Here is a 16822-nt window from a genome sequence, read left to right as displayed (position 1 = left end):
TGCAATTCGACCCGAGAAGCAACGATGGTTCTTCTGACGCCATGGGGAGGCAGGAAGCGCGAGGCGGTGTCCTCCGACTTCGACGCTGCGCTGACGCAGGAAATCCTCCGCACCGAGCTGATCCGGATCAAGGCGTTGATCGGGACCGCGGCGCTGCTCGGGGCCATCCTCTGGACCGTCTACCTGGTTGCGCCCGAGGCCGTGGGCCGGGTCTGGATGGGGCACCTCAAGCCCGTCTATCTCTATTCGATCCTGGTCCCGTTCATCCTGTTCGAGCTGTGGGTGCATGCCGTCATCAGCCGGCATCTCGCTCTCAATCGCGACCTTCCGGTGTTCCGCCGCTATCTCGGCGCCTTGATCGAGACCTCGCTGCCGACGTTGGCGCTGGCGCTGCATATCAACGCCATGGGCCCGGTGCAGGCGCTCGGCTTCGTGGTGCCGATGACCTATTTCATCTTCATCATCCTCTCGACGCTGCGGCTGGATTTCTGGCTGTCGACCTTCACCGGTTTCGTCGCTGCATGCGAGTTGTTGGCCATGGCGATGTTCTATCATCCGGATCCGCCGCCGGACCTGTTCTATAACGCCGCGCGCAGCCTGATCATCCTGGTCTGCGGGGTACTGGCGGGAGCGGTGGGTCACCAGCTGCGCCGGCAGTTCGAGGCCAGCATCAAGGCGGCCACCGCGCGCGACCGCATCACCAATCTGTTCGGCCAGCATGTCTCGCCGCAGGTAGTGGAGCGCCTGATGGCGGAAGGCACCAGCACCGAGAGCGATATCCGCCGCGTCGCCGTGATGTTCGTCGATTTCCGCAGTTTCACAGCAGGCGCCCGCGAGCGCTCGCCGCAGGAGGTTGTGGACCGCCTCGACGGCGCCTTCGCGGTGCTGGTCGACATCCTCGACCGCCACGGCGGCATCGTGAACAAGTTTCTCGGCGACGGTTTTCTCGCGCTGTTCGGCGCGCCGCTGGAGGCGCCGGACCCCGCCCACCGCGCAGTTGCGGCGGCGCGGGAAATGCTCGAGGCCAACGCGCGGGTCAACAAGGCGACGGCCTGGCCGCTGCGCATCGGCATCGGCGTCCATATCGGCGAGGTCGTTGCCGGCAGCATCGGCTCGCCGCGGCGCAAGGAATACACCGTGATCGGCGACACCGTGAACTTCGCGGCGCGGATCGAGGCGCTCAACAAGGATTTCAATTCGCAATTCCTGATCTCGCAGGCGGTGCGCGATGCGCTCGGCGAGGAGGCGAAGGATGCGGTCGCGCTCGGCGAGGTGCCGATCCGCGGATACGACCGCCCGATGGCGGTGTGGCAATTGGGTTAGGGAGTGAGTTGCATGCAGCGCCGTTACATCACCGTCGACGTCTTCACCGACCGCGCCTTCGGCGGCAACCCGCTTGCCGTGGTGCTCGACGCCGAAGGGCTTTCGACCGATCAGATGCAGGCGATCGCCACCGAGTTCAATTATTCGGAGACGACGTTCGTGCTGCCGCCGGCCGAGAAGGCCAACGATGCCAATGTGCGCATCTTCACCGTGCGCTCCGAACTTCCCTTCGCCGGCCACCCCAATGTCGGCACCGCCTTCGTGCTGGCGACGCAGGCGGCAACGCCTCCCGCGCGGCTGAAGTTCGAGGAGAAGGCGGGGCTGGTGCCGGTCGAGATCCTGACGGCGCAGGGCAGGGTCGTTGGCTCGGAGTTTGCCGCGCCGAAGCCGCTGTCGAAGGGAGCGACGGTCGACGCTCGGGAAGCGGCCGCCATCCTGTCGCTGTCGGCTGCCGATATCAGGACCGACCGTCATCCGCCGCAGATTGCCTCCGTCGGCCTGCCGTTCCTGATCGTGGAGGTCGCGTCGCGCGAGGCGCTGCGGCGCGCCAGGCCGGATGCGGCGGCATTCTGGAAGATTTTTCCCGCCGTCGGCGCCGATGCCGTCTACTTCTACACACGCGATGTGCCGGCATTCGAGCAGCCGCTCGACTTGCAGGCTCGCATGTTCCATCCGGGCGCCGCCGGCCTGTCCGAGGATCCCGCCACCGGCAGTGCCACCGGCGCCGCCGCGGCCTTCCTCGCCGGTCTCGACGCGATGCGCGACGGCGAGATGGCCTTGCGCATCGGCCAGGGCTTTGACATGGGCCGGCCGAGCCTCTTGCTGACGCGCGCGATCAAGCAGAACGGTGTGGTCGTCGCAACGCATGTCGGCGGCAATTGCGTGCAGATGATGGAAGGGGTGTTGCAGGTTTAGGCTGACGTGAGACCGTAGGGTGGGTTAGCGAAGCGTAACCCACCGTTCTTTGCGCGGCATCGGTGGGTTACGCCTTCTGCCTCGCGCGTTGAGCTTTCAGTGCACGTGGCCCGGCTAACCCACCCTACGAAACTTGTCCGGGGCGACAGCTCGGCCTAGACCTGCCGTCCCGCCAGGTTCTCCACCTTCACGCCGTTGCGTTCCTCGATGATCTCCGCGATCCATTGCCGGTGGCAATGGCTGTGGTCGCGCTCGTAGCAGAGCAGGCAGACGGGGCCGGCCTTCTTCACCAGCGCGGAAAGCTCGTCGAGCTCTTCCTTGGCATGCGGCGTCTTCAGGTGCTTCGAGAAGATCCGCTGCAGCAGATCGAAGTTGCCGCTGCGGGCGGCGAGGCGGCCTTCCCTGGGCGTGCCGAGCGCAGCGAGATGGACATAGCCGATGCCGCGCTCGTCGAGGCCCGCGGCAAGCTGGTTCTTGGAGAAGCCGGGGCGACGCGACGACGTCACCGCGCGCACGTCGACCAGGAGCTTGACGCCGGCTTCCTCAAGCTCGTCCAGCACCGCCTTGGGCGGCGTCTGCTCATAGCCGATGGTGAAGAGTTTTGCCTTGCGCGCCATAGTGTATTCCCGGGTCCCGGTCTTGCCTGAGAGAGAATTTATGCCGCCATTTTTCTGCGCGCCATAACCGGCGAGGTTATGTTGCCGATGGCATCGTGCATTGCCGCCACATGCAGGATGCCGCATTATTCTGCCAGGCACGAGCCGTCAAATCGGCCGCACAGGGGAGGGCAGGATGGTTTGGCTTCGCCGGTTGCTGGCAGCAATTGCCGTCACGTTCGCGTTCGGCCCGCCCGTGCAAGCGCAGGCCCCGTATCCGGAACGCCCGGTCAAGATCATCGTTCCGATCGGGCCCGGCGGCAGCTACGACCTGGTGGGGCGCGCGCTCGCCGATGCCTTGTCGAAACGCACGGGGCAATCCTTCTTCGTCGAGAACAAGCCGGGCGCGGGCACCGTGGTGGGAACGCAGGCCGCCGCGCAGAGCGAGCCGGACGGCTACACGCTCGTGGTCGGCGGCCTCTCCAACATGGCGTTCAATTCCGCGCTCTACTCCAAGCTCGGCTACGATCCGCAGCGGGACTTTGTGCCGGTCGCGATGGTCTATCGCTTCGGCTATGTCATGGTCGGCCGCAAGGATCTGCAGCAGGCGAGCGTGAAGGAGATCGTGGCCGCGGCGAAGGAAAAACCCGGCTCGATTTCGGTTGCCACCGCCGGCGTCGGCACCGGGCAGCATCTCGCCGCCGCCGCCTTCATGAAGGCGGCCGGCGTGAAGCTGCAGGAGGTGCCCTACAAGGGCTCGCCGCCGGCATTCACCGATTTGTTGGCCGGCCGCATCGACCTGTTCTTCGATTCCATCGCCGCCGGCCTGCCTTACGTGCAATCCGGGCAGGCGCGGGGCATCGCCGTGCTGTCGTCGAAACGCAGCCCGCTGGCGCCCGACGTTCCCACGCTGTCGGAAGCCGGCGTCAGCGGACTCGACGTCGATTCCTGGCTCGGCATCTTCGTGCCGGCAAAGACGCCGCGAGGCGTGATCGAAAAGCTGCGCAGCGATATCCGTGCGGTGCTGCCGGAACTGAAGGAACGGTTCGAGAAGACCGGCGGCGAGGTCTGGGACATGCCCGATGGGCTGGAGCCCTTCGTCGCGGCGGAGCATGCGAGCTGGACGAAACTGATCCGCGAGGCCGGGATCAAGCTGGACTAGAAGAGGCATCAGCGGAAGGCTTTGCCACACCGAGATGTCCTGTTGTAGGCTTTCCGTAGTGCCAGGAAACCTTCGTGAGACTCATCATGAAATTGTCGCGTCGTCGTTTGCTGCAGCTTGCGTCCGGTGCAATCGCGCTTCCCGCGTCCTCACGGCTGGCGCGCGCCCAGGCCTGGCCGAACCGGCCGGTACGTCTGATCATCGGTTATACGCCGGGCGGGTCGGCGGATCTCACGGCCCGTCTCATGGGCCAATGGCTGTCGGAAAAGCTGGGCCAATCGTTTGTCGTTGAGCACCGGCCGGGCGCGAGCACCAACATCGCCACCGAGGCCGTGCTTCGCTCGGCTCCGGATGGCTACACGCTGCTGCTCGTCGCGCCGGCCAACGCCATCAATGCGACGCTTTACGACAAGCTGAATTTCAACTTCATCAGGGAAGTGGAGCCGATCGCAGGGCTGATCCGCTTTCCCAATGTCGTGGTGGTCCATCCGTCGCTGCCGGTCAAAACCGTCCCCGAATTGATCGAATACGCCAAGGCCCATCCCGGCAAGCTCAACATGGCCTCTTCCGGCAATGGCTCGACCATCCATATGTCGGGCGAGCTGTTCAAGATGATGACCGGCATCAACATGGTCCACGTGCCCTATCGCGGCGGCGCACCGGCGCTGACCGATCTGATTGCCGGACAGGTGCAGGTGATGTTCGACAACCTGCCGACATGCGCCGAGCACGTGAAGTCAGGAAAGCTGCGCGGCCTGGCGGTGACCAGCACGGCGCGATCGGAGGTACTCCCCGATTTGCCCACAGTCGCCGATTTCCTGCCGGGCTATGAGGCGAGCGCCTGGTATGGAATCGGCGCACCGAAAGGCACGTCGCCTGAAATCGTCGACAGGCTGAACAAGGCCGTCAACGAGATCCTCGCCGACCCCAAGGTAAAGGCAAAGTTCTCGGAGTACGGCGCCATCCTGCTGCCGGGCTCGCCTGCCGATTTCGCCAAGCTCTTGGCCGACGAGACCGAAAAATGGGGCAAGGTGGTGAAGTTCGCCGGCGCCAAGGTCGATTAGCTCGCGGGCCCATAGTCGTGTCGGGCGAAGCTTGCCGAGTCTACCACGCACCGCTAGCGACCCGACCGCGCGCGTAAGCTGCGTTCTGTTGGCTCGCGGACCTGATTTGATGCGGAGCAGAAGGAATAAGATTGCGTGCTGTTGCAGGCGTCCGCAGGCTTCTATTGCAGAGCCTCGTCAATATCGGGACTACGTCGCCTCGCCGCGACCTCTGTCACGTGAGTCACTGTCAATGACACCGTGACTCCCATGAGGAAATATGCGAGGTGCCTTGGGTGGGCGTGGCATCATTTCTGTCAAGCTCCCCAACGACCCGACAATGGTCGAAAAGAGCATTGTTAACAATACCAGATTCAACAATATCTCGGACATTACAAGGAGGCGTGCCCAGGCTGACACTGGAGTCACTGCGCTAAGCCCGGTAAATGAAGCGACTACGACACTGAAGTAGAGGGCTTCAACAGACGACTTGAGAGATGGATCTGTAAAGGCTTGCTTCGGCTCAAGGGCAACTATGCCAAGGTAGAGAATCGCGTAGCACCCAATAAAATCCAAAAGATGAATAAATAGAAGTATCATTCGTCGGTCCACGGAGAGCAGGTGCCCGCCCCATTTGGCCGCATCCAGGTGTCGATCCAAGAACACAATTTTCAGTTCGTATGAAAGGATATCAAGCAATCGGTACGCAGCATAAGGCATGAGTGCAAACACAAAGACGTACGCGCCGAACAACTGGGACTCATTGAGCCACACGATCCCATACGTCAGGAACAGCCCGACAAGGTATGCCAATTCCTCACCGGCCCAGCCATCTTTCATTGTGCCAAGCCAACGCGTAGACGCCGCCATAAATAGATGGGTAAAGCCAATTCCTTTCTTCTGAAGACTACTTAGAATCCGTTTGGCGATCTCTTCGATGAAAGAGTCGTCCTCATATTCCGGTACATGGCGCAGTCCGCAGTTTTCGCAGAAGGCGCCATTGTTTCTCGGATGGTGACACTTTCTGCAATGCGCGGAGGTGGTGAGTGACCTTCCGCAGGCCGCACAGTAGCGGGCATTCTCGCTCACTTCGCTCTGGCACTTGGTGCATTGCATATGCATCCTCCCACATGGGCGTCGCAAATGCGCGGCTCGCCAGCATGTTGTGAATCGGCCATTTAGGGCCCATCGACGATACCATGAGCGAGGTCTCGAACGCATAAGCACGCCGGGCTGTCGGCGCGAAAGCAGGCTTCGCCTATCGCTTCACGGTCTTTCTCGACTTGAGGCAAATGTCCCCTCGTGGCGAATCGCTTCCCCAGCGGAATCATATGGCGTGATCGACGCTATTTCACCCGCTCGATCAGCTCCATCGCGCCGGCCGGCGCGCGCACCTTGCCCTCGTGGATGACGTAGGCGTAGACGTCGCGCGGCATCTTCTTCGGCTTGGTCTTTTCGACCTTCGGCAGATCGTCCGGCTCGCCGCCGGAGGCCCAGGCCTTGAAGCGCTCCGCCCAGGCATCGAGCTGTTTCGGCGGATAGCAGGTCTTCAATTCGTCATTGCCCTTCTGCAGGCGCGCATAGACGAAGTCGCTGGCGACGTCGGCGATCGCCGGATACTTGCCGTGCTCGGCGAACACCACCGGCGTCTCGAACTGGCGGATCAGGGCGATGAATTCGGGCACGCAAAAACTGTCGTGCCGGACTTCCACGACATGGCGCAGCGCGCGGCCGTCGAGCTTCTTCGGCAACAGCTCGAGGAACTTGCCGAAATCGGCGCCGTCGAACTTCTTGGTCGGCGCAAACTGCCAGAGCACAGGGCCGAGGCGGTCGCGCAGCTCCAGCACGCCGGAATCGTAGAAGCGCTTGATGGAGTCGCCGGCCTCCGCCAGCACGCGGCGGTTGGTGGCAAAGCGCGGGCCCTTCAGGGAGAACACGAAACCGTCCGGCACTTCGCTCGCCCATTTGCGAAAACTCTCCGGCTTCTGCGAGCCGTAATAGGTGCCGTTGATCTCGATCGAGGTCAGCTTCGAGGCGGCGTAGGACAGCTCCTTCGCCTGCGTCAGCTTCTCCGGATAGAACACGCCGCGCCACGGCTCGAAGGTCCAGCCGCCGATGCCGATATAGATGCTGCCGCTCCTGGCGGCGTCTTTGGGGGATTTGGTCAAGGGAAGCTCACTTGGACGCTCAAAACCGGAAATAGCCTAACCAAACAGATTGCCCATGGCCAGTTAGCTTGAGAATGCTGGCAGTGGCAGCAGCTAGAGGCGGGCCAACCCCTAGTACGGCAACTGCTTCGCAGAAGAGTTTCCAATGAGACCCAAATCTACAAATCGCGAGATGCCCTCGTTGTCTTGCAAGCAGGCGGAAAAAAATGGAAGCCACGATGCAGTCTCGTGACTTCCAAAACGCAAAGCTGGAGAGGATTAGAGTGTTACCTCACAACTTGCAGCACATACAGGTCAAACGCTCCTCCGTTCTCTACACTGACTTGCTTGATTTTGCCGCCGGAGTGATCCTCGCCCGGAATTAAGTTTATGAACTGCTCGCCATTTGGCTTTTTGCACTCAAGGCTGACTGTGCTGTTCGATGCTCTCGTTCGCTTGATGATAAATTGTCGGCCGACAACTAGTCGAAGATTGCTCTGTATGACTGACTCATCGGCAGAGGTGTTGACTTGAAACTGGCCGACTACGAGTTGTACAGCCACTCGTCCGGAATCCGTTGACATAGTCTGGGAGGCGGCTGTGTTGGAGGAAAAGACAACGGGCCCGTAGCGAACGAACGCACACGGATTATCCCCGCCGTCCGGCAATTTGAAGCACGCGTTGCGCGTATCGCCTCTGTCTAGAATGTAGTTCGGGGCCGTGGCTCCGACGTTGACTTGGCAAGATTTTTCTCCACCACCTCCGGTGTCGCAGCCCCCGCTTGCTTGAGCGGGAACTTTTGCAAGCGTTTCCTTGGTGATGACTTGCCGGACGTCACAAATGGCAAATTGCTCAGGCGATGATGTCTCCAAGGTAGATGCGCTCGTTTGAGCGTTGGCGGCGGTAGATATCAAGGCGGCAGTCGAAATAGCTAAGATCGAAGATTTCATCGAAAACACCCCATGGTAGAAGAGGTGCATCGTGCAATCGATCTGCAGAGTCCGCAAGAGGCCAAATGGTTAGGCTGGTTCTATTTGAGAGAAATAGGCCGAGGTCTGGATTTGGAGCAACGGCTCCGTTCGCCCCCTATGGTGGCCCAGACCTATTCCTCTGCCGTGCGCTTCCGTGATATCAATCCGCCACGAGCGAAGGGATTGTCTGGTTATGGATTCTCAGTCGTTTGCAGGCGTTTTTGGCGGCGTTATTGCGATAATCGTTTTGGTGGTGGCGTTTGCCTACGGGCCGACGGGGCCGTTCGGCAAGGCCACGAGTCCGGCCGCTGCGCCGGCCGCGCAGAAGGCTCCGGCGCCCGCCGCGCCGGGTCCGCGCGGGCCGGTGATCCGGGAAGTGCCGAACTAGCGCAGGAATCGGCCGTTACGGCCCCCTTGCGAAGTGAACCTGGCGTTCCTATTTAGGTTCTAATGGCGACGTCGAGCTTGCAAGAAGTTCCGGCGCCCTAGACGACCACGAAACGGCTGCGCCGGATGTACGCGCGCCTCATTTCGTGGTCGTTGTCATTTCCAGACCTAGCGCGACGTGCGGCCGGGCGGCCAGTTCGGCAGCCTGAACGCCTGCCAGAACAGCTCACGATGCAGTTCGCGGATCTTTTGCGAGTCGGCGGCGAAGGTCTCGCAGGCCTTTCTCGCGAATTCGGTCTGCGCCTCCATCGCCTTGTCCAGCGAGCGGGCGGCCGTGAGCTTTTCGGCAAACGACTGCGCGTCCTCGAGCGACTTCTTCGTGTAGTCCCGATAGGCGTTGGCGATCGCCTGGATGCCGTCGGCCGGGGCCGCGGCGGGCGAGGGGGCAGGCTGCGCGACGTCGGCCGGCTTGGCCGGCTCTGGCTTGGCCGGTTTGGCCGGAGCGGCATCCGCCGGCGGCATGGCTGCCGCCATGCGCTCCCTGAAGGAAGCCACGCGCTCCACGGGCTCGGCCGGCGCCGCTTCGACGGCGGCTATGCTCGCGACCGGCTCGGCTGACGCCATCGCAGCCGCCTCGATCGGCTCGCTCATGGCCTGCACCGGGTCCTGCGCGGAGTTCTGTTGCCGCTCGGCCTTCTTGTTGCGCTTCTGCTTGCGCCGGTCGGATTTTCCGCCCGGCTTTCGCTGGTCCAGATCAGTCATTTCCTCATGCCTCCACAGTTCGAATCGAGGCGAGACTCCGCGCCGTTTGCGCTGGTTTCGCGGTTTCGGGTTGTTGGTTGCGCGGCGCCGATGTGGAGAGATTTGGAATTTTGCAAAACGCCGTTCCACCGCCCCGCGGGAGGCCGGATTCGGCCCGTTTTCCGGGCATTTGCCGCCTTGTCGGGGGAACTGCGCCTTGGCAGCGCGGGGGCCGGCGGCTATACGACTGCCGCATGAACGAGGCCATCAATCCGGGCCCCGAAATCGCCCGGCAGGCAGCCGCCTTGCCGGAAATTTCGGTGGTCGTCCCGACCTTCAACGAGCGCGACAACGTCACCACGCTGTACCAGCGGCTGGAGGCGACGTTCGGCGCGACCCCGTGGGAGGTCGTGTTCGTCGACGACAATTCGCCCGACCACACCTGGCAGGTGGTGCGCGAGCTGTCGCGCCGCGACCCGCGCGTGCGCTGCATCCGCCGCATCGGACGGCGCGGCCTGTCCGGCGCCTGCATCGAGGGCATCCTGGCGTCCAGCGCGCCCTATGCCGCCGTGATCGACGCCGACCTGCAGCATGACGAGACGCAGCTGCCGAAGATGCTGGCGCTGCTCAGGAGCGGCGAGGCGGAGCTCGTGATCGGCAGCCGCTATGTCGAGGGCGGCAGCGCCGACAGCTTCGACAAGCAGCGCGCCGGCATCAGCGCCTTTGCGACCGAGGTCGCAAAGCGCACGCTCGGCGTCAAGGTCTCCGATCCCATGAGCGGATTCTTCGCGATCCGCCGCGACCGCTTCGAGAAGCTGGCGCCGGAGCTGTCGACGCAGGGCTTCAAGATCCTGCTCGACATCATCGCCACCGCCCGCGGCGAGCTGCGCACGAAGGAGGTGCCCTTCACCTTCGGCACGCGGCTGCATGGCGAGAGCAAGCTCGACTCCATGGTGGCGATGGATTTCCTCGGCCTGGTGCTGGCAAAGCTCACCGGCGACGTGATCTCGCTGCGCTTCATCCTGTTCGGGCTGGTCGGCACGTCCGGCCTCGTCGTGCACCTGACGACGCTGTTCATCGCGCTGCGGCTTCTCAGGCTGCCGTTCGCGGAAGCGCAGCTGATGGGCGCCGTCGTCGCCATGACCAGCAATTTCATCCTCAACAATTTCCTGACCTATCGCGACCAGCGGCTGACGGGTTTTGGCCTCGTGCGCGGCCTCTTGCTGTTCTACGTGGTGTGCAGCGTCGGCCTGTTTGCCAATGTCGGCGTCGCGTTCTCGGTCTACGACCAGGAGCCGATCTGGTGGCTGGCGGGCGCGGCCGGCGCGCTGATGGGCGTGGTCTGGAACTACGCGATGTCCGGACTGTTCGTCTGGCGCAAGCGATGAAACTCAAAGCATGATCCCGCAGGGTGGGGACCGGTTTTCGGAAAAGATCATGCTTCAAACCAAGAGTCCCGGCGACCGGCGGCTCATCACCAACACCATCCTGACCGTCGCAGCGCTGGTGGCGCTGCGCCTCGTCGCGGCCGCCTTCACGCCGCTCACCTTCGACGAAGCCTATTACTGGATGTGGTCGAAGAGTCTTGCGGGCGGCTATTACGACCATCCGCCGATGGTGGCCTTCGTGATCCGCGCCGGCACGATGATTGCCGGCGACACCGAATTCGGCGTACGGCTGGTTTCGGTCCTGCTGGCGCTGCCGATGAGCTTTGCGATCTGGCGCGCGACCGAAATCCTGTTCGGCGGCACGCGCGTCGCGGCATCCGCGACGATCCTGCTCAATGTCACCCTGGTGGCCGCCGTCGGTACGCTGATCGTGACGCCGGATGCGCCGCTGCTGGTGGCCTCGAGCTTCGTGCTGCTGTTCCTGGCGAAGGTGCTGGAGACCGGGCGCGGCGCATGGTGGCTTGCGGTCGGGGCCGCGGCGGGCTGTGCGCTGCTGTCGAAATACACGGCAATGTTCTTCGGACCTGCGATCCTGCTCTGGCTGGTCGCGGTGCCGAAACTGCGGCGCTGGCTGCTCTCGCCCTGGCTCTATGTCGGCGGCCTCGTCGCGCTCGTGCTGTTTGCGCCCGTCATCCTCTGGAACGCCGATCACCAGTGGGTGTCCTTCATCAAGCAGCTCGGCCGCGCGCGCATCGACGATTTCCGTCCAGGCTTCATTGCGGAGCTGGTGCCGACGCAGGTGGCGTTTGCAACGCCACTGGTGTTTATCCTCGGCGCCATGGGGCTGCATGCGATGGCATGGCGGAGTTCGGGCGCCTTTGCGGCGCGGATGCTGGTCAACACGATGTTCTGGACCATCGTGGCCTATTTCGTCTGGCACTCGCTGCACGCGCGCGTCGAGGCCAACTGGTTTGCGCCGGTCTATCCGGCGTTTGCGGTAGCCGCAGCGGTCGCCGCCAACCTCACGCCATGGGAGGGAAGGCGCAAACAGCTCGCCGATTTCTGCCGGCGTTGGGCGGCGCCGACAGGCATCGTGCTGTTCGCGGCGCTGATCGTGCAGGCCAATACCGGCATGTTGTCGGGCTATCGCCGCGACGCCACCGTGCGCAGCGTCGGCGTCGGCTGGCGCGAGATCGCGCGCGAGATCGAATCCGTGCGCGTGCGCGTCGGTGCGACATGCGTGCTGGCGCCCGATTACGGCACGACGGGATGGCTTGCGTTCTATATGCCCAAAGGCACCTGCGTGGCGCAGCAGAGCCAGCGCATCCGCTGGGTCAACATGCGCGAGCCCGATGCGGCGCTGCTCAGGGGCAAGCTGCTCTATGTCGACGATGCCTTGCCCACCGGCCGGCCGTTCCTGAAGAACTATTTTGCGCGCGTCGAGATGGTCGGCGAAGTCCAGCGCAAGCGCGGGCCGCTGGTGGTCGAGACCTATCTGCTGGAACTGCTGGAGCAGCCGAAGGGCGGCGATCCCCTCGATCGTTCGCCGCCGCCGGAACTGCAAAGGTAGTTTTTTGAGTGCGCCAAAACGGAACAGGCCCGCAAAAATACCCGCGGGAATTTGCGGGAACATATCGCGAATTCCCCTTGCCTAACAATGGCCTGCGTTTAATCCGCATTTAACTAAAAGTCGCCTTAATGACGCTCCGCGCCTCTGCGAGATGCGACGCGATTTTTGCGTGACGCGCATCGAGAGGGACGTTTTGGAATTGGTCTGGGCGAAGGGCGTATGAGTACGAGTAGCAGTGCGTTTGGCCTTCCGGCCCGGAAGCGTCGTCATTCTCGTCAAGCCAGGTTTACCGGATTTGCAGGCACTGCAGCCGTTGCGGGCCTTGTGATCGGCTGCGGCTGGACGGTGTACAGCAACATTCTCGGCGCCAGCATCTATCCGTCGATCCATGCGAGCGTCGAAGTGCCGGTGGCGAAACGGCAGATGAGCTCGATCGTGCGCAAGGCGCCGGCAGCGATCATCACCACCGTGTTCGGCGATCTGCCGCATGCGACCGCGGCGGTGCCGAAAACCGAGAGCGTCGCCGCGGTTCCTTCGGTTATGTTTAACGAACGGTTTGCGGCTTTCTCGGCCGACGGCGTGGCGCCGCAGCCGGCGCAGGGTCCGCAACTCGCTTCTCTAACGCCCTCGATCGAGGTCTCGCTGCCAGCGGAGCCCGCGAAGAAAACCAGCGCCTCCGCTTCGGTTCAGATCGCGATGGCCCCGCCCGCGACGAAGCCGGTCGAGCGCGTGAGCGGAAAGTCCGGCAAGTCGATCGGGGACATGGCGCAGCGCGCCAAGGCCGCGGTGATGTCGATCGGCCAGGAAAAGCCGTCGATGGTGGAAAAGCTGTGGGGCAAGGAGCCGTCGCACGGCGTGCTGCTCGCCTACGCTTCCGCCGATATCAGCGTCACCGGCAGCATCGTGCCGGCGGAACAGAACCCGATGCTCGGCGGCAAGCCGCCTTACGACAAGGAGACCGCGGTCTACGTCATCACCAACAAGACCGTGTATCTGCCCGACGGCACCCAGCTCGAGGCGCATTCCGGCCTCGGCTCCAGGATGGACGATCCGCGCTTCGCGCATGTGCGGATGAAGGGCGTGACGCCGCCGCACATCTACACGCTGAAGCCGCGCGAGGCGCTGTTCCACGGCGTGCCGGCGCTGCGGCTGACGCCGATCGGCGGCGAGGAAAAGATCTTCGGCCGCGACGGGTTGCTCGCGCACACCTACATGCTCGGTGGCAACGGCCAGTCCAACGGCTGCGTGTCCTTCAAGGACTATTACGCCTTCCTCGATGCCTACCGGAACAAGGGCATCCGCAAGATCGCGGTGCTCGCCAGTCTCGACTGAGCCGACGAGGAACGCGAAGCCTCAGCGCTTGACGAATTCGACCTTGCAAGGGCGCACCTCGTTGCGCTTGCCGCTGCCGCGGCTGCGCTCGAACTGCGCGTCGATCGTGTAAGAGTAGGGCGAGCCGGCCGCGCCGCCGCCGACGGTAAAGTCGCTGTTTCCGGTCAGGCCGCGCGCAGATAGCGTCGTCTTGCCGCTTGCAGGGATCGTGCCGTCGATAGCCAGCCAGTTCTTCTTGCCGGTTTCCCTGTCGTCGGCGCGAAGAAAACCATCCGTGACCGTGGCCGAAAGCATCCGCGAATAGCCGCGTGTTTTTCCGACGTCGGGGCAGTTGACCGTCACATCCCAGGAGCCGTCGAAATCCCTGGTCTTTCCGGCCGGCCCCGTGCGCGCGACCGCTGGCGGTGCCAGCGCCGTCTTCTGCTTCAGCCCCTCGATCTTCGTCTTGGCAAGGGTCGCAAAGGCGCAAGCCGGAAATCTGGCGACATGATCCTCATAGGCAGCAGTGGTGCCGATGGAGTCGGCGGCCTTCCAGTGCGCTTCTGCAAGCGTGCAGGGATCGGCAGGCGCTGCAGGTGCCGCAGGCGTTACGGTGACGGACACCGTTCCGTTCAGGTAGAACTTGCCGACGATGGATAGCGACAGCTCGGGGAGCTGCGCCTTGCCGCTGACCTCGTAGACGTCGCCGCTGATGTTGCGGAAGACTTCGCCGATCTCCTGCGGTTCTCCGATGTGCCTGAGGAACGCGGACGTGTAGGGGCTGTTGCGGCCGCGCCCGTCGTCGGCGGTTCGCCCCGCCTGGGTCGAGAACGAGATGATGGTGCCGAGCGGGGCCTCCATCTTGTTGAGCCCGCGGCCGATGGAAGCGCCGCGCGTCGGGCCGGCCGCGCGCTTCAAGCCTTCGGCCAGCGGATTGTCGCGGCAGGAATCCAGCACCAGGATCCGCAAGTTCTTCGCCTGCTGCAGGTCGTTCAGGATATCGTCGACGCGCGTGAAGCGCTTGAGGTCGGCCTCGTCGTCGAGCCTGGCGTCGACCGGCATCAGGTAGTTGACGCCGTTGTGCTGCATGGCGTGGCCGCTGTAGTAGAACATCGCGACATCAGCCCTACCGGCGGCGCGGGCGAAACGGATCGCCAGCTCCTGCATCTGCGCCTGGCCGAGATCGGTGCCGAGGATCACCTCGAAATTGCTCCTGCGCAGCGCTGCCGCCACGTCTTCGGCGTCGTTCGTCGGGTTGGGCAACACGGCCTTGTTGGCGTAGGCGCCGTTGCCGATCACGAGTGCGACCCGCGTTTCGGCCAAAGCTGCGCCGTGGCCCAGCCAGCAGGCGAACAGCGCAAGTCCAATTTTGAAAAATGTGCGCACGAATACCCCCGCAATATCGCGCCAGACTATCGCAGCCTGCGCGGACATCAAGATCGCCTCTGTGAAGGCGATTACATTGTGTTTTCTTGCGACCACTGTTGGCCGGCGGCGGAAGCCGCGCGACACCGGAGGGCAATCGGTGCAATGAATCGATGGGCGCATGCCCGGGCAGGCGATAGTTTCGCGTGCATGACCCAGCCCGATTTTCAGCCGACGCTGGTCGGCCCCACCGTCACCATCCGGCCAATGTCCGCGAGCGATTGGCGCCAGCTGTTCGTGGCAGCTTCCGATCCGGAGATATGGAAGGTGCATCCTGTGCCCGACCGCTACACCGAGCCGGTGTTCCGCAAGTTCTTCGATGGCGGTATCGAATCGAAAAAGGCTTTCGTGTTCATCGATCGCGCCAGCAACAGGCTGGTCGGCTCGAGCCGCTATCACGACCACAAGCCGGCGGATGGCGAGATCGAGATCGGCTGGACCTTTCTCGCCCGCAGCCATTGGGGCGGCGCCACCAACCGCGAGGTGAAGCGGCTGATGCTCGATCACGCCTTCGGCTTCGCCGACACCGTGGTGTTCTGGGTCGGCGAGAGGAATTTTCGCTCGCAGGGCGCGATGAAGAAGATCGGCGGCGTGCTGCGCGACGGGTTCTTCGAGCGCCCGGTATCCGACGGCACGCGCTATGTGATCTTCGAGATCACGAAGGACCACTATCAGAACGGCGGGCGCGCGCTGTTGGTGTGAACTGCCGCCGGCCTCGACGCGCCTCTGGTAGGCATAGCGCTTGACGTCGCGGCCGAAAGTTCCGCCGGTGTAGCAAGCGAGCAACAGTCGACAAGTCCGACCTAAGGTAAAGTTCCAGCCGGAAGCCGGAATCGATGCTGGAGGGGATAGTGAAAAGGTTGCTCGTTACGGCTGCTGCGCTCGCTCTCGTGAGCAGTGCAGGCATGGCCGCGGATATGGCCGTCAAGGCGAAGGCGCCACCCCCGGTCGTTGTCGCCTGGACCGGTTGTTATGTCGGCGCTAACGGCGGCGGAATGTGGGGCTATGATCGCTTCTCTTTCCGCCAGGGCGGCGACTTCCTGAATCCCGTCAACCTCTTCGCCAATCCAACCAACAACGCGCTGACGGCTCATAGCTACCGGCCGGACAACGCCACGGGCACCGGCGGCGTTCAGGTGGGCTGCAATTGGCAGGCGAGCAGCTGGGTTTTCGGCCTGGAGGCCGATATCAACGGCGCCGGCAGCCTGAACTCCACGACCAATTTCGGCCCGATCGGTCCGTTCGTGGGCGGTGGCGGCGGGCTGATGGCGCCGCATACCGAAGACGTCAGCAAGCAGCTCACCTGGTATTCGACCATCCGGGGCCGGATCGGCTTCACGCCCACCGCGAACTTGCTGCTGTATGCAACGGGCGGCGCGGCAATAGCGGATGTGAAGTCCTCGGCGACGCTCACTTTCGCCCCCGGCCAGTTTTTCCTGAGCGACACGCAGTACGTGGGATCGGCGAGAGAGACCCGGTTCGGTTACGCCGTCGGCGCCGGTGCGGAATGGAAGTTCGCGCCCAACTGGAGCGTCAAGGGCGAATACCTCTTCCTTGACCTCGGCGACATCAACTACAACGCGCGCTGCGTCAGCGGTGTCGGTTGTGGCCCAGGGACCAACTTCCTCTGGACCACTAACGTAAAGGTGCAGGAGCACGTTGGCCGGGTTGGCGTGAACTACCACTTCGGCGGCCCGGTCGTCGCGAAGTACTGAGCTTCAAGCCCGGGCATGGTCCGGTGGTCTTTCTTGCCGTCTGACAGCGCGACAGTAGGCTGCACAAGAGAGCAGAACTATCCTCGTCAATCCGGGGCGCGCGAAGCGCGAGCCCGAATGACGAGTGG

General features: G+C 63.3%; 15 protein-coding genes. 9 read left to right on the top strand and 6 right to left on the bottom strand.

The window, feature by feature from the left end; all coding sequences use genetic code 11:
* Positions 1-24 precede the first annotated feature (24 nt).
* Both HZB49_RS29105 and HZB49_RS29100 read left to right on the top strand, forming a co-directional pair.
* Positions 25-1323, top strand: coding sequence for an adenylate/guanylate cyclase domain-containing protein (locus tag HZB49_RS29105; protein WP_291617593.1), 1299 nt, complete (start codon positions 25-27; stop codon positions 1321-1323).
* A gap of 12 nt (positions 1324-1335) precedes the next feature.
* Positions 1336-2238 carry a PhzF family phenazine biosynthesis protein gene (locus HZB49_RS29100; RefSeq protein ID WP_291617592.1) on the top strand — a complete coding sequence of 301 codons (903 nt, stop codon included), beginning with the start codon at positions 1336-1338 and terminating at the stop codon, positions 2236-2238.
* A 155-nt stretch (positions 2239-2393) separates the two neighbouring features.
* Here HZB49_RS29100 and HZB49_RS29095 read toward each other — a convergent pair whose 3' ends face one another.
* The gene (locus HZB49_RS29095) at positions 2394-2855 is read right to left on the bottom strand and encodes a DUF488 domain-containing protein (protein WP_291617591.1); all 462 of its coding nucleotides are present in this window, start codon (positions 2853-2855) and stop codon (positions 2394-2396) included.
* Between the two features lie 175 nt (positions 2856-3030).
* Here HZB49_RS29095 and HZB49_RS29090 point away from each other — a divergent pair, with 175 nt between their 5' ends.
* Both HZB49_RS29090 and HZB49_RS29085 read left to right on the top strand, forming a co-directional pair.
* Complete coding sequence (locus tag HZB49_RS29090) at positions 3031-3996, top strand: tripartite tricarboxylate transporter substrate binding protein (protein WP_291617590.1); 966 nt, start codon at positions 3031-3033, stop codon at positions 3994-3996.
* Between the two features lie 86 nt (positions 3997-4082).
* Positions 4083-5060 (top strand): tripartite tricarboxylate transporter substrate binding protein, encoded by a 978-nt coding sequence (locus tag HZB49_RS29085; protein WP_291617680.1) that lies wholly within the window; start codon positions 4083-4085, stop codon positions 5058-5060.
* 189 nt (positions 5061-5249) lie between these two features.
* On the opposite strand, the gene HZB49_RS29080 is transcribed toward HZB49_RS29085, so the two are convergent.
* The 4 genes from HZB49_RS29080 to HZB49_RS29065 all read right to left on the bottom strand — a co-directional run bounded on the left by HZB49_RS29080 (position 5250) and on the right by HZB49_RS29065 (position 9306).
* Positions 5250-6155 carry a zinc ribbon domain-containing protein gene (locus HZB49_RS29080; protein ID WP_291617589.1) on the bottom strand — a complete coding sequence of 302 codons (906 nt, stop codon included), beginning with the start codon at positions 6153-6155 and terminating at the stop codon, positions 5250-5252.
* Between the two features lie 230 nt (positions 6156-6385).
* Complete coding sequence (locus tag HZB49_RS29075; protein ID WP_291617588.1) at positions 6386-7207, bottom strand: DUF72 domain-containing protein; 822 nt, start codon at positions 7205-7207, stop codon at positions 6386-6388.
* 266 nt (positions 7208-7473) lie between these two features.
* Positions 7474-8136, bottom strand: a complete 663-nt coding sequence (locus HZB49_RS29070) for a hypothetical protein (protein WP_291617587.1) — start codon at positions 8134-8136, stop codon at positions 7474-7476.
* A 576-nt stretch (positions 8137-8712) separates the two neighbouring features.
* On the bottom strand, positions 8713-9306 hold the full coding sequence (locus HZB49_RS29065; RefSeq protein ID WP_291617586.1) for a phasin family protein: 594 nt from the start codon (positions 9304-9306) through the stop codon (positions 8713-8715).
* Between the two features lie 233 nt (positions 9307-9539).
* Between HZB49_RS29065 and HZB49_RS29060 the strand changes: the two genes are divergently transcribed.
* From HZB49_RS29060 to HZB49_RS29050, 3 genes are all read left to right on the top strand, one after another.
* Positions 9540-10673 carry a glycosyltransferase family 2 protein gene (locus tag HZB49_RS29060; protein ID WP_291617585.1) on the top strand — a complete coding sequence of 378 codons (1134 nt, stop codon included), beginning with the start codon at positions 9540-9542 and terminating at the stop codon, positions 10671-10673.
* Between the two features lie 49 nt (positions 10674-10722).
* Positions 10723-12243, top strand: a complete 1521-nt coding sequence (locus tag HZB49_RS29055) for a glycosyltransferase family 39 protein (RefSeq protein WP_291617584.1) — start codon at positions 10723-10725, stop codon at positions 12241-12243.
* 345 nt (positions 12244-12588) lie between these two features.
* Positions 12589-13575 carry a DUF2778 domain-containing protein gene (locus HZB49_RS29050; RefSeq protein ID WP_291617583.1) on the top strand — a complete coding sequence of 329 codons (987 nt, stop codon included), beginning with the start codon at positions 12589-12591 and terminating at the stop codon, positions 13573-13575.
* Between the two features lie 21 nt (positions 13576-13596).
* On the opposite strand, the gene HZB49_RS29045 is transcribed toward HZB49_RS29050, so the two are convergent.
* On the bottom strand, positions 13597-14940 hold the full coding sequence (locus tag HZB49_RS29045; RefSeq protein ID WP_291617582.1) for a caspase family protein: 1344 nt from the start codon (positions 14938-14940) through the stop codon (positions 13597-13599).
* A gap of 189 nt (positions 14941-15129) precedes the next feature.
* On the opposite strand from HZB49_RS29045, the gene HZB49_RS29040 reads away from it, so the two are divergent.
* Positions 15130-15681: a GNAT family N-acetyltransferase gene (locus HZB49_RS29040; RefSeq protein WP_291617581.1), complete on the top strand. Its 552-nt coding sequence runs from the start codon at positions 15130-15132 to the stop codon at positions 15679-15681.
* 203 nt (positions 15682-15884) lie between these two features.
* On the top strand, positions 15885-16694 hold the full coding sequence (locus tag HZB49_RS29035; RefSeq protein WP_291617580.1) for an outer membrane beta-barrel protein: 810 nt from the start codon (positions 15885-15887) through the stop codon (positions 16692-16694).
* Positions 16695-16822 lie beyond the last annotated feature (128 nt).

Source organism: Bradyrhizobium sp., from assembly GCF_016219575.1.
Lineage (GTDB): Bacteria > Pseudomonadota > Alphaproteobacteria > Rhizobiales > Xanthobacteraceae > Bradyrhizobium.
The sequence above is the reverse complement of the archived record's forward strand: the minus strand, read 5'-3'. Positions and strand labels throughout refer to the sequence as shown.

Excerpts from the sequence above, each read along its gene's own strand:
- HZB49_RS29105 (WP_291617593.1), top strand. The coding sequence starts at position 25 with ATGGTTCTTCTGACGCCATGGGGAGGCAGGAAGCGCGAGGCGGTGTCC.
- HZB49_RS29100 (WP_291617592.1), top strand. The coding sequence starts at position 1,336 with ATGCAGCGCCGTTACATCACCGTCGACGTCTTCACCGACCGCGCCTTC.
- HZB49_RS29095 (WP_291617591.1), bottom strand. The coding sequence starts at position 2,855 with ATGGCGCGCAAGGCAAAACTCTTCACCATCGGCTATGAGCAGACGCCG.
- HZB49_RS29090 (WP_291617590.1), top strand. The coding sequence starts at position 3,031 with ATGGTTTGGCTTCGCCGGTTGCTGGCAGCAATTGCCGTCACGTTCGCG.
- HZB49_RS29085 (WP_291617680.1), top strand. The coding sequence starts at position 4,083 with ATGAAATTGTCGCGTCGTCGTTTGCTGCAGCTTGCGTCCGGTGCAATC.
- HZB49_RS29080 (WP_291617589.1), bottom strand. The coding sequence starts at position 6,155 with ATGCAATGCACCAAGTGCCAGAGCGAAGTGAGCGAGAATGCCCGCTAC.
- HZB49_RS29070 (WP_291617587.1), bottom strand. The coding sequence starts at position 8,136 with ATGAAATCTTCGATCTTAGCTATTTCGACTGCCGCCTTGATATCTACC.
- HZB49_RS29065 (WP_291617586.1), bottom strand. The coding sequence starts at position 9,306 with ATGACTGATCTGGACCAGCGAAAGCCGGGCGGAAAATCCGACCGGCGC.
- HZB49_RS29060 (WP_291617585.1), top strand. The coding sequence starts at position 9,540 with ATGAACGAGGCCATCAATCCGGGCCCCGAAATCGCCCGGCAGGCAGCC.
- HZB49_RS29055 (WP_291617584.1), top strand. The coding sequence starts at position 10,723 with ATGCTTCAAACCAAGAGTCCCGGCGACCGGCGGCTCATCACCAACACC.
- HZB49_RS29040 (WP_291617581.1), top strand. The coding sequence starts at position 15,130 with ATGACCCAGCCCGATTTTCAGCCGACGCTGGTCGGCCCCACCGTCACC.
- HZB49_RS29035 (WP_291617580.1), top strand. The coding sequence starts at position 15,885 with ATGGCCGCGGATATGGCCGTCAAGGCGAAGGCGCCACCCCCGGTCGTT.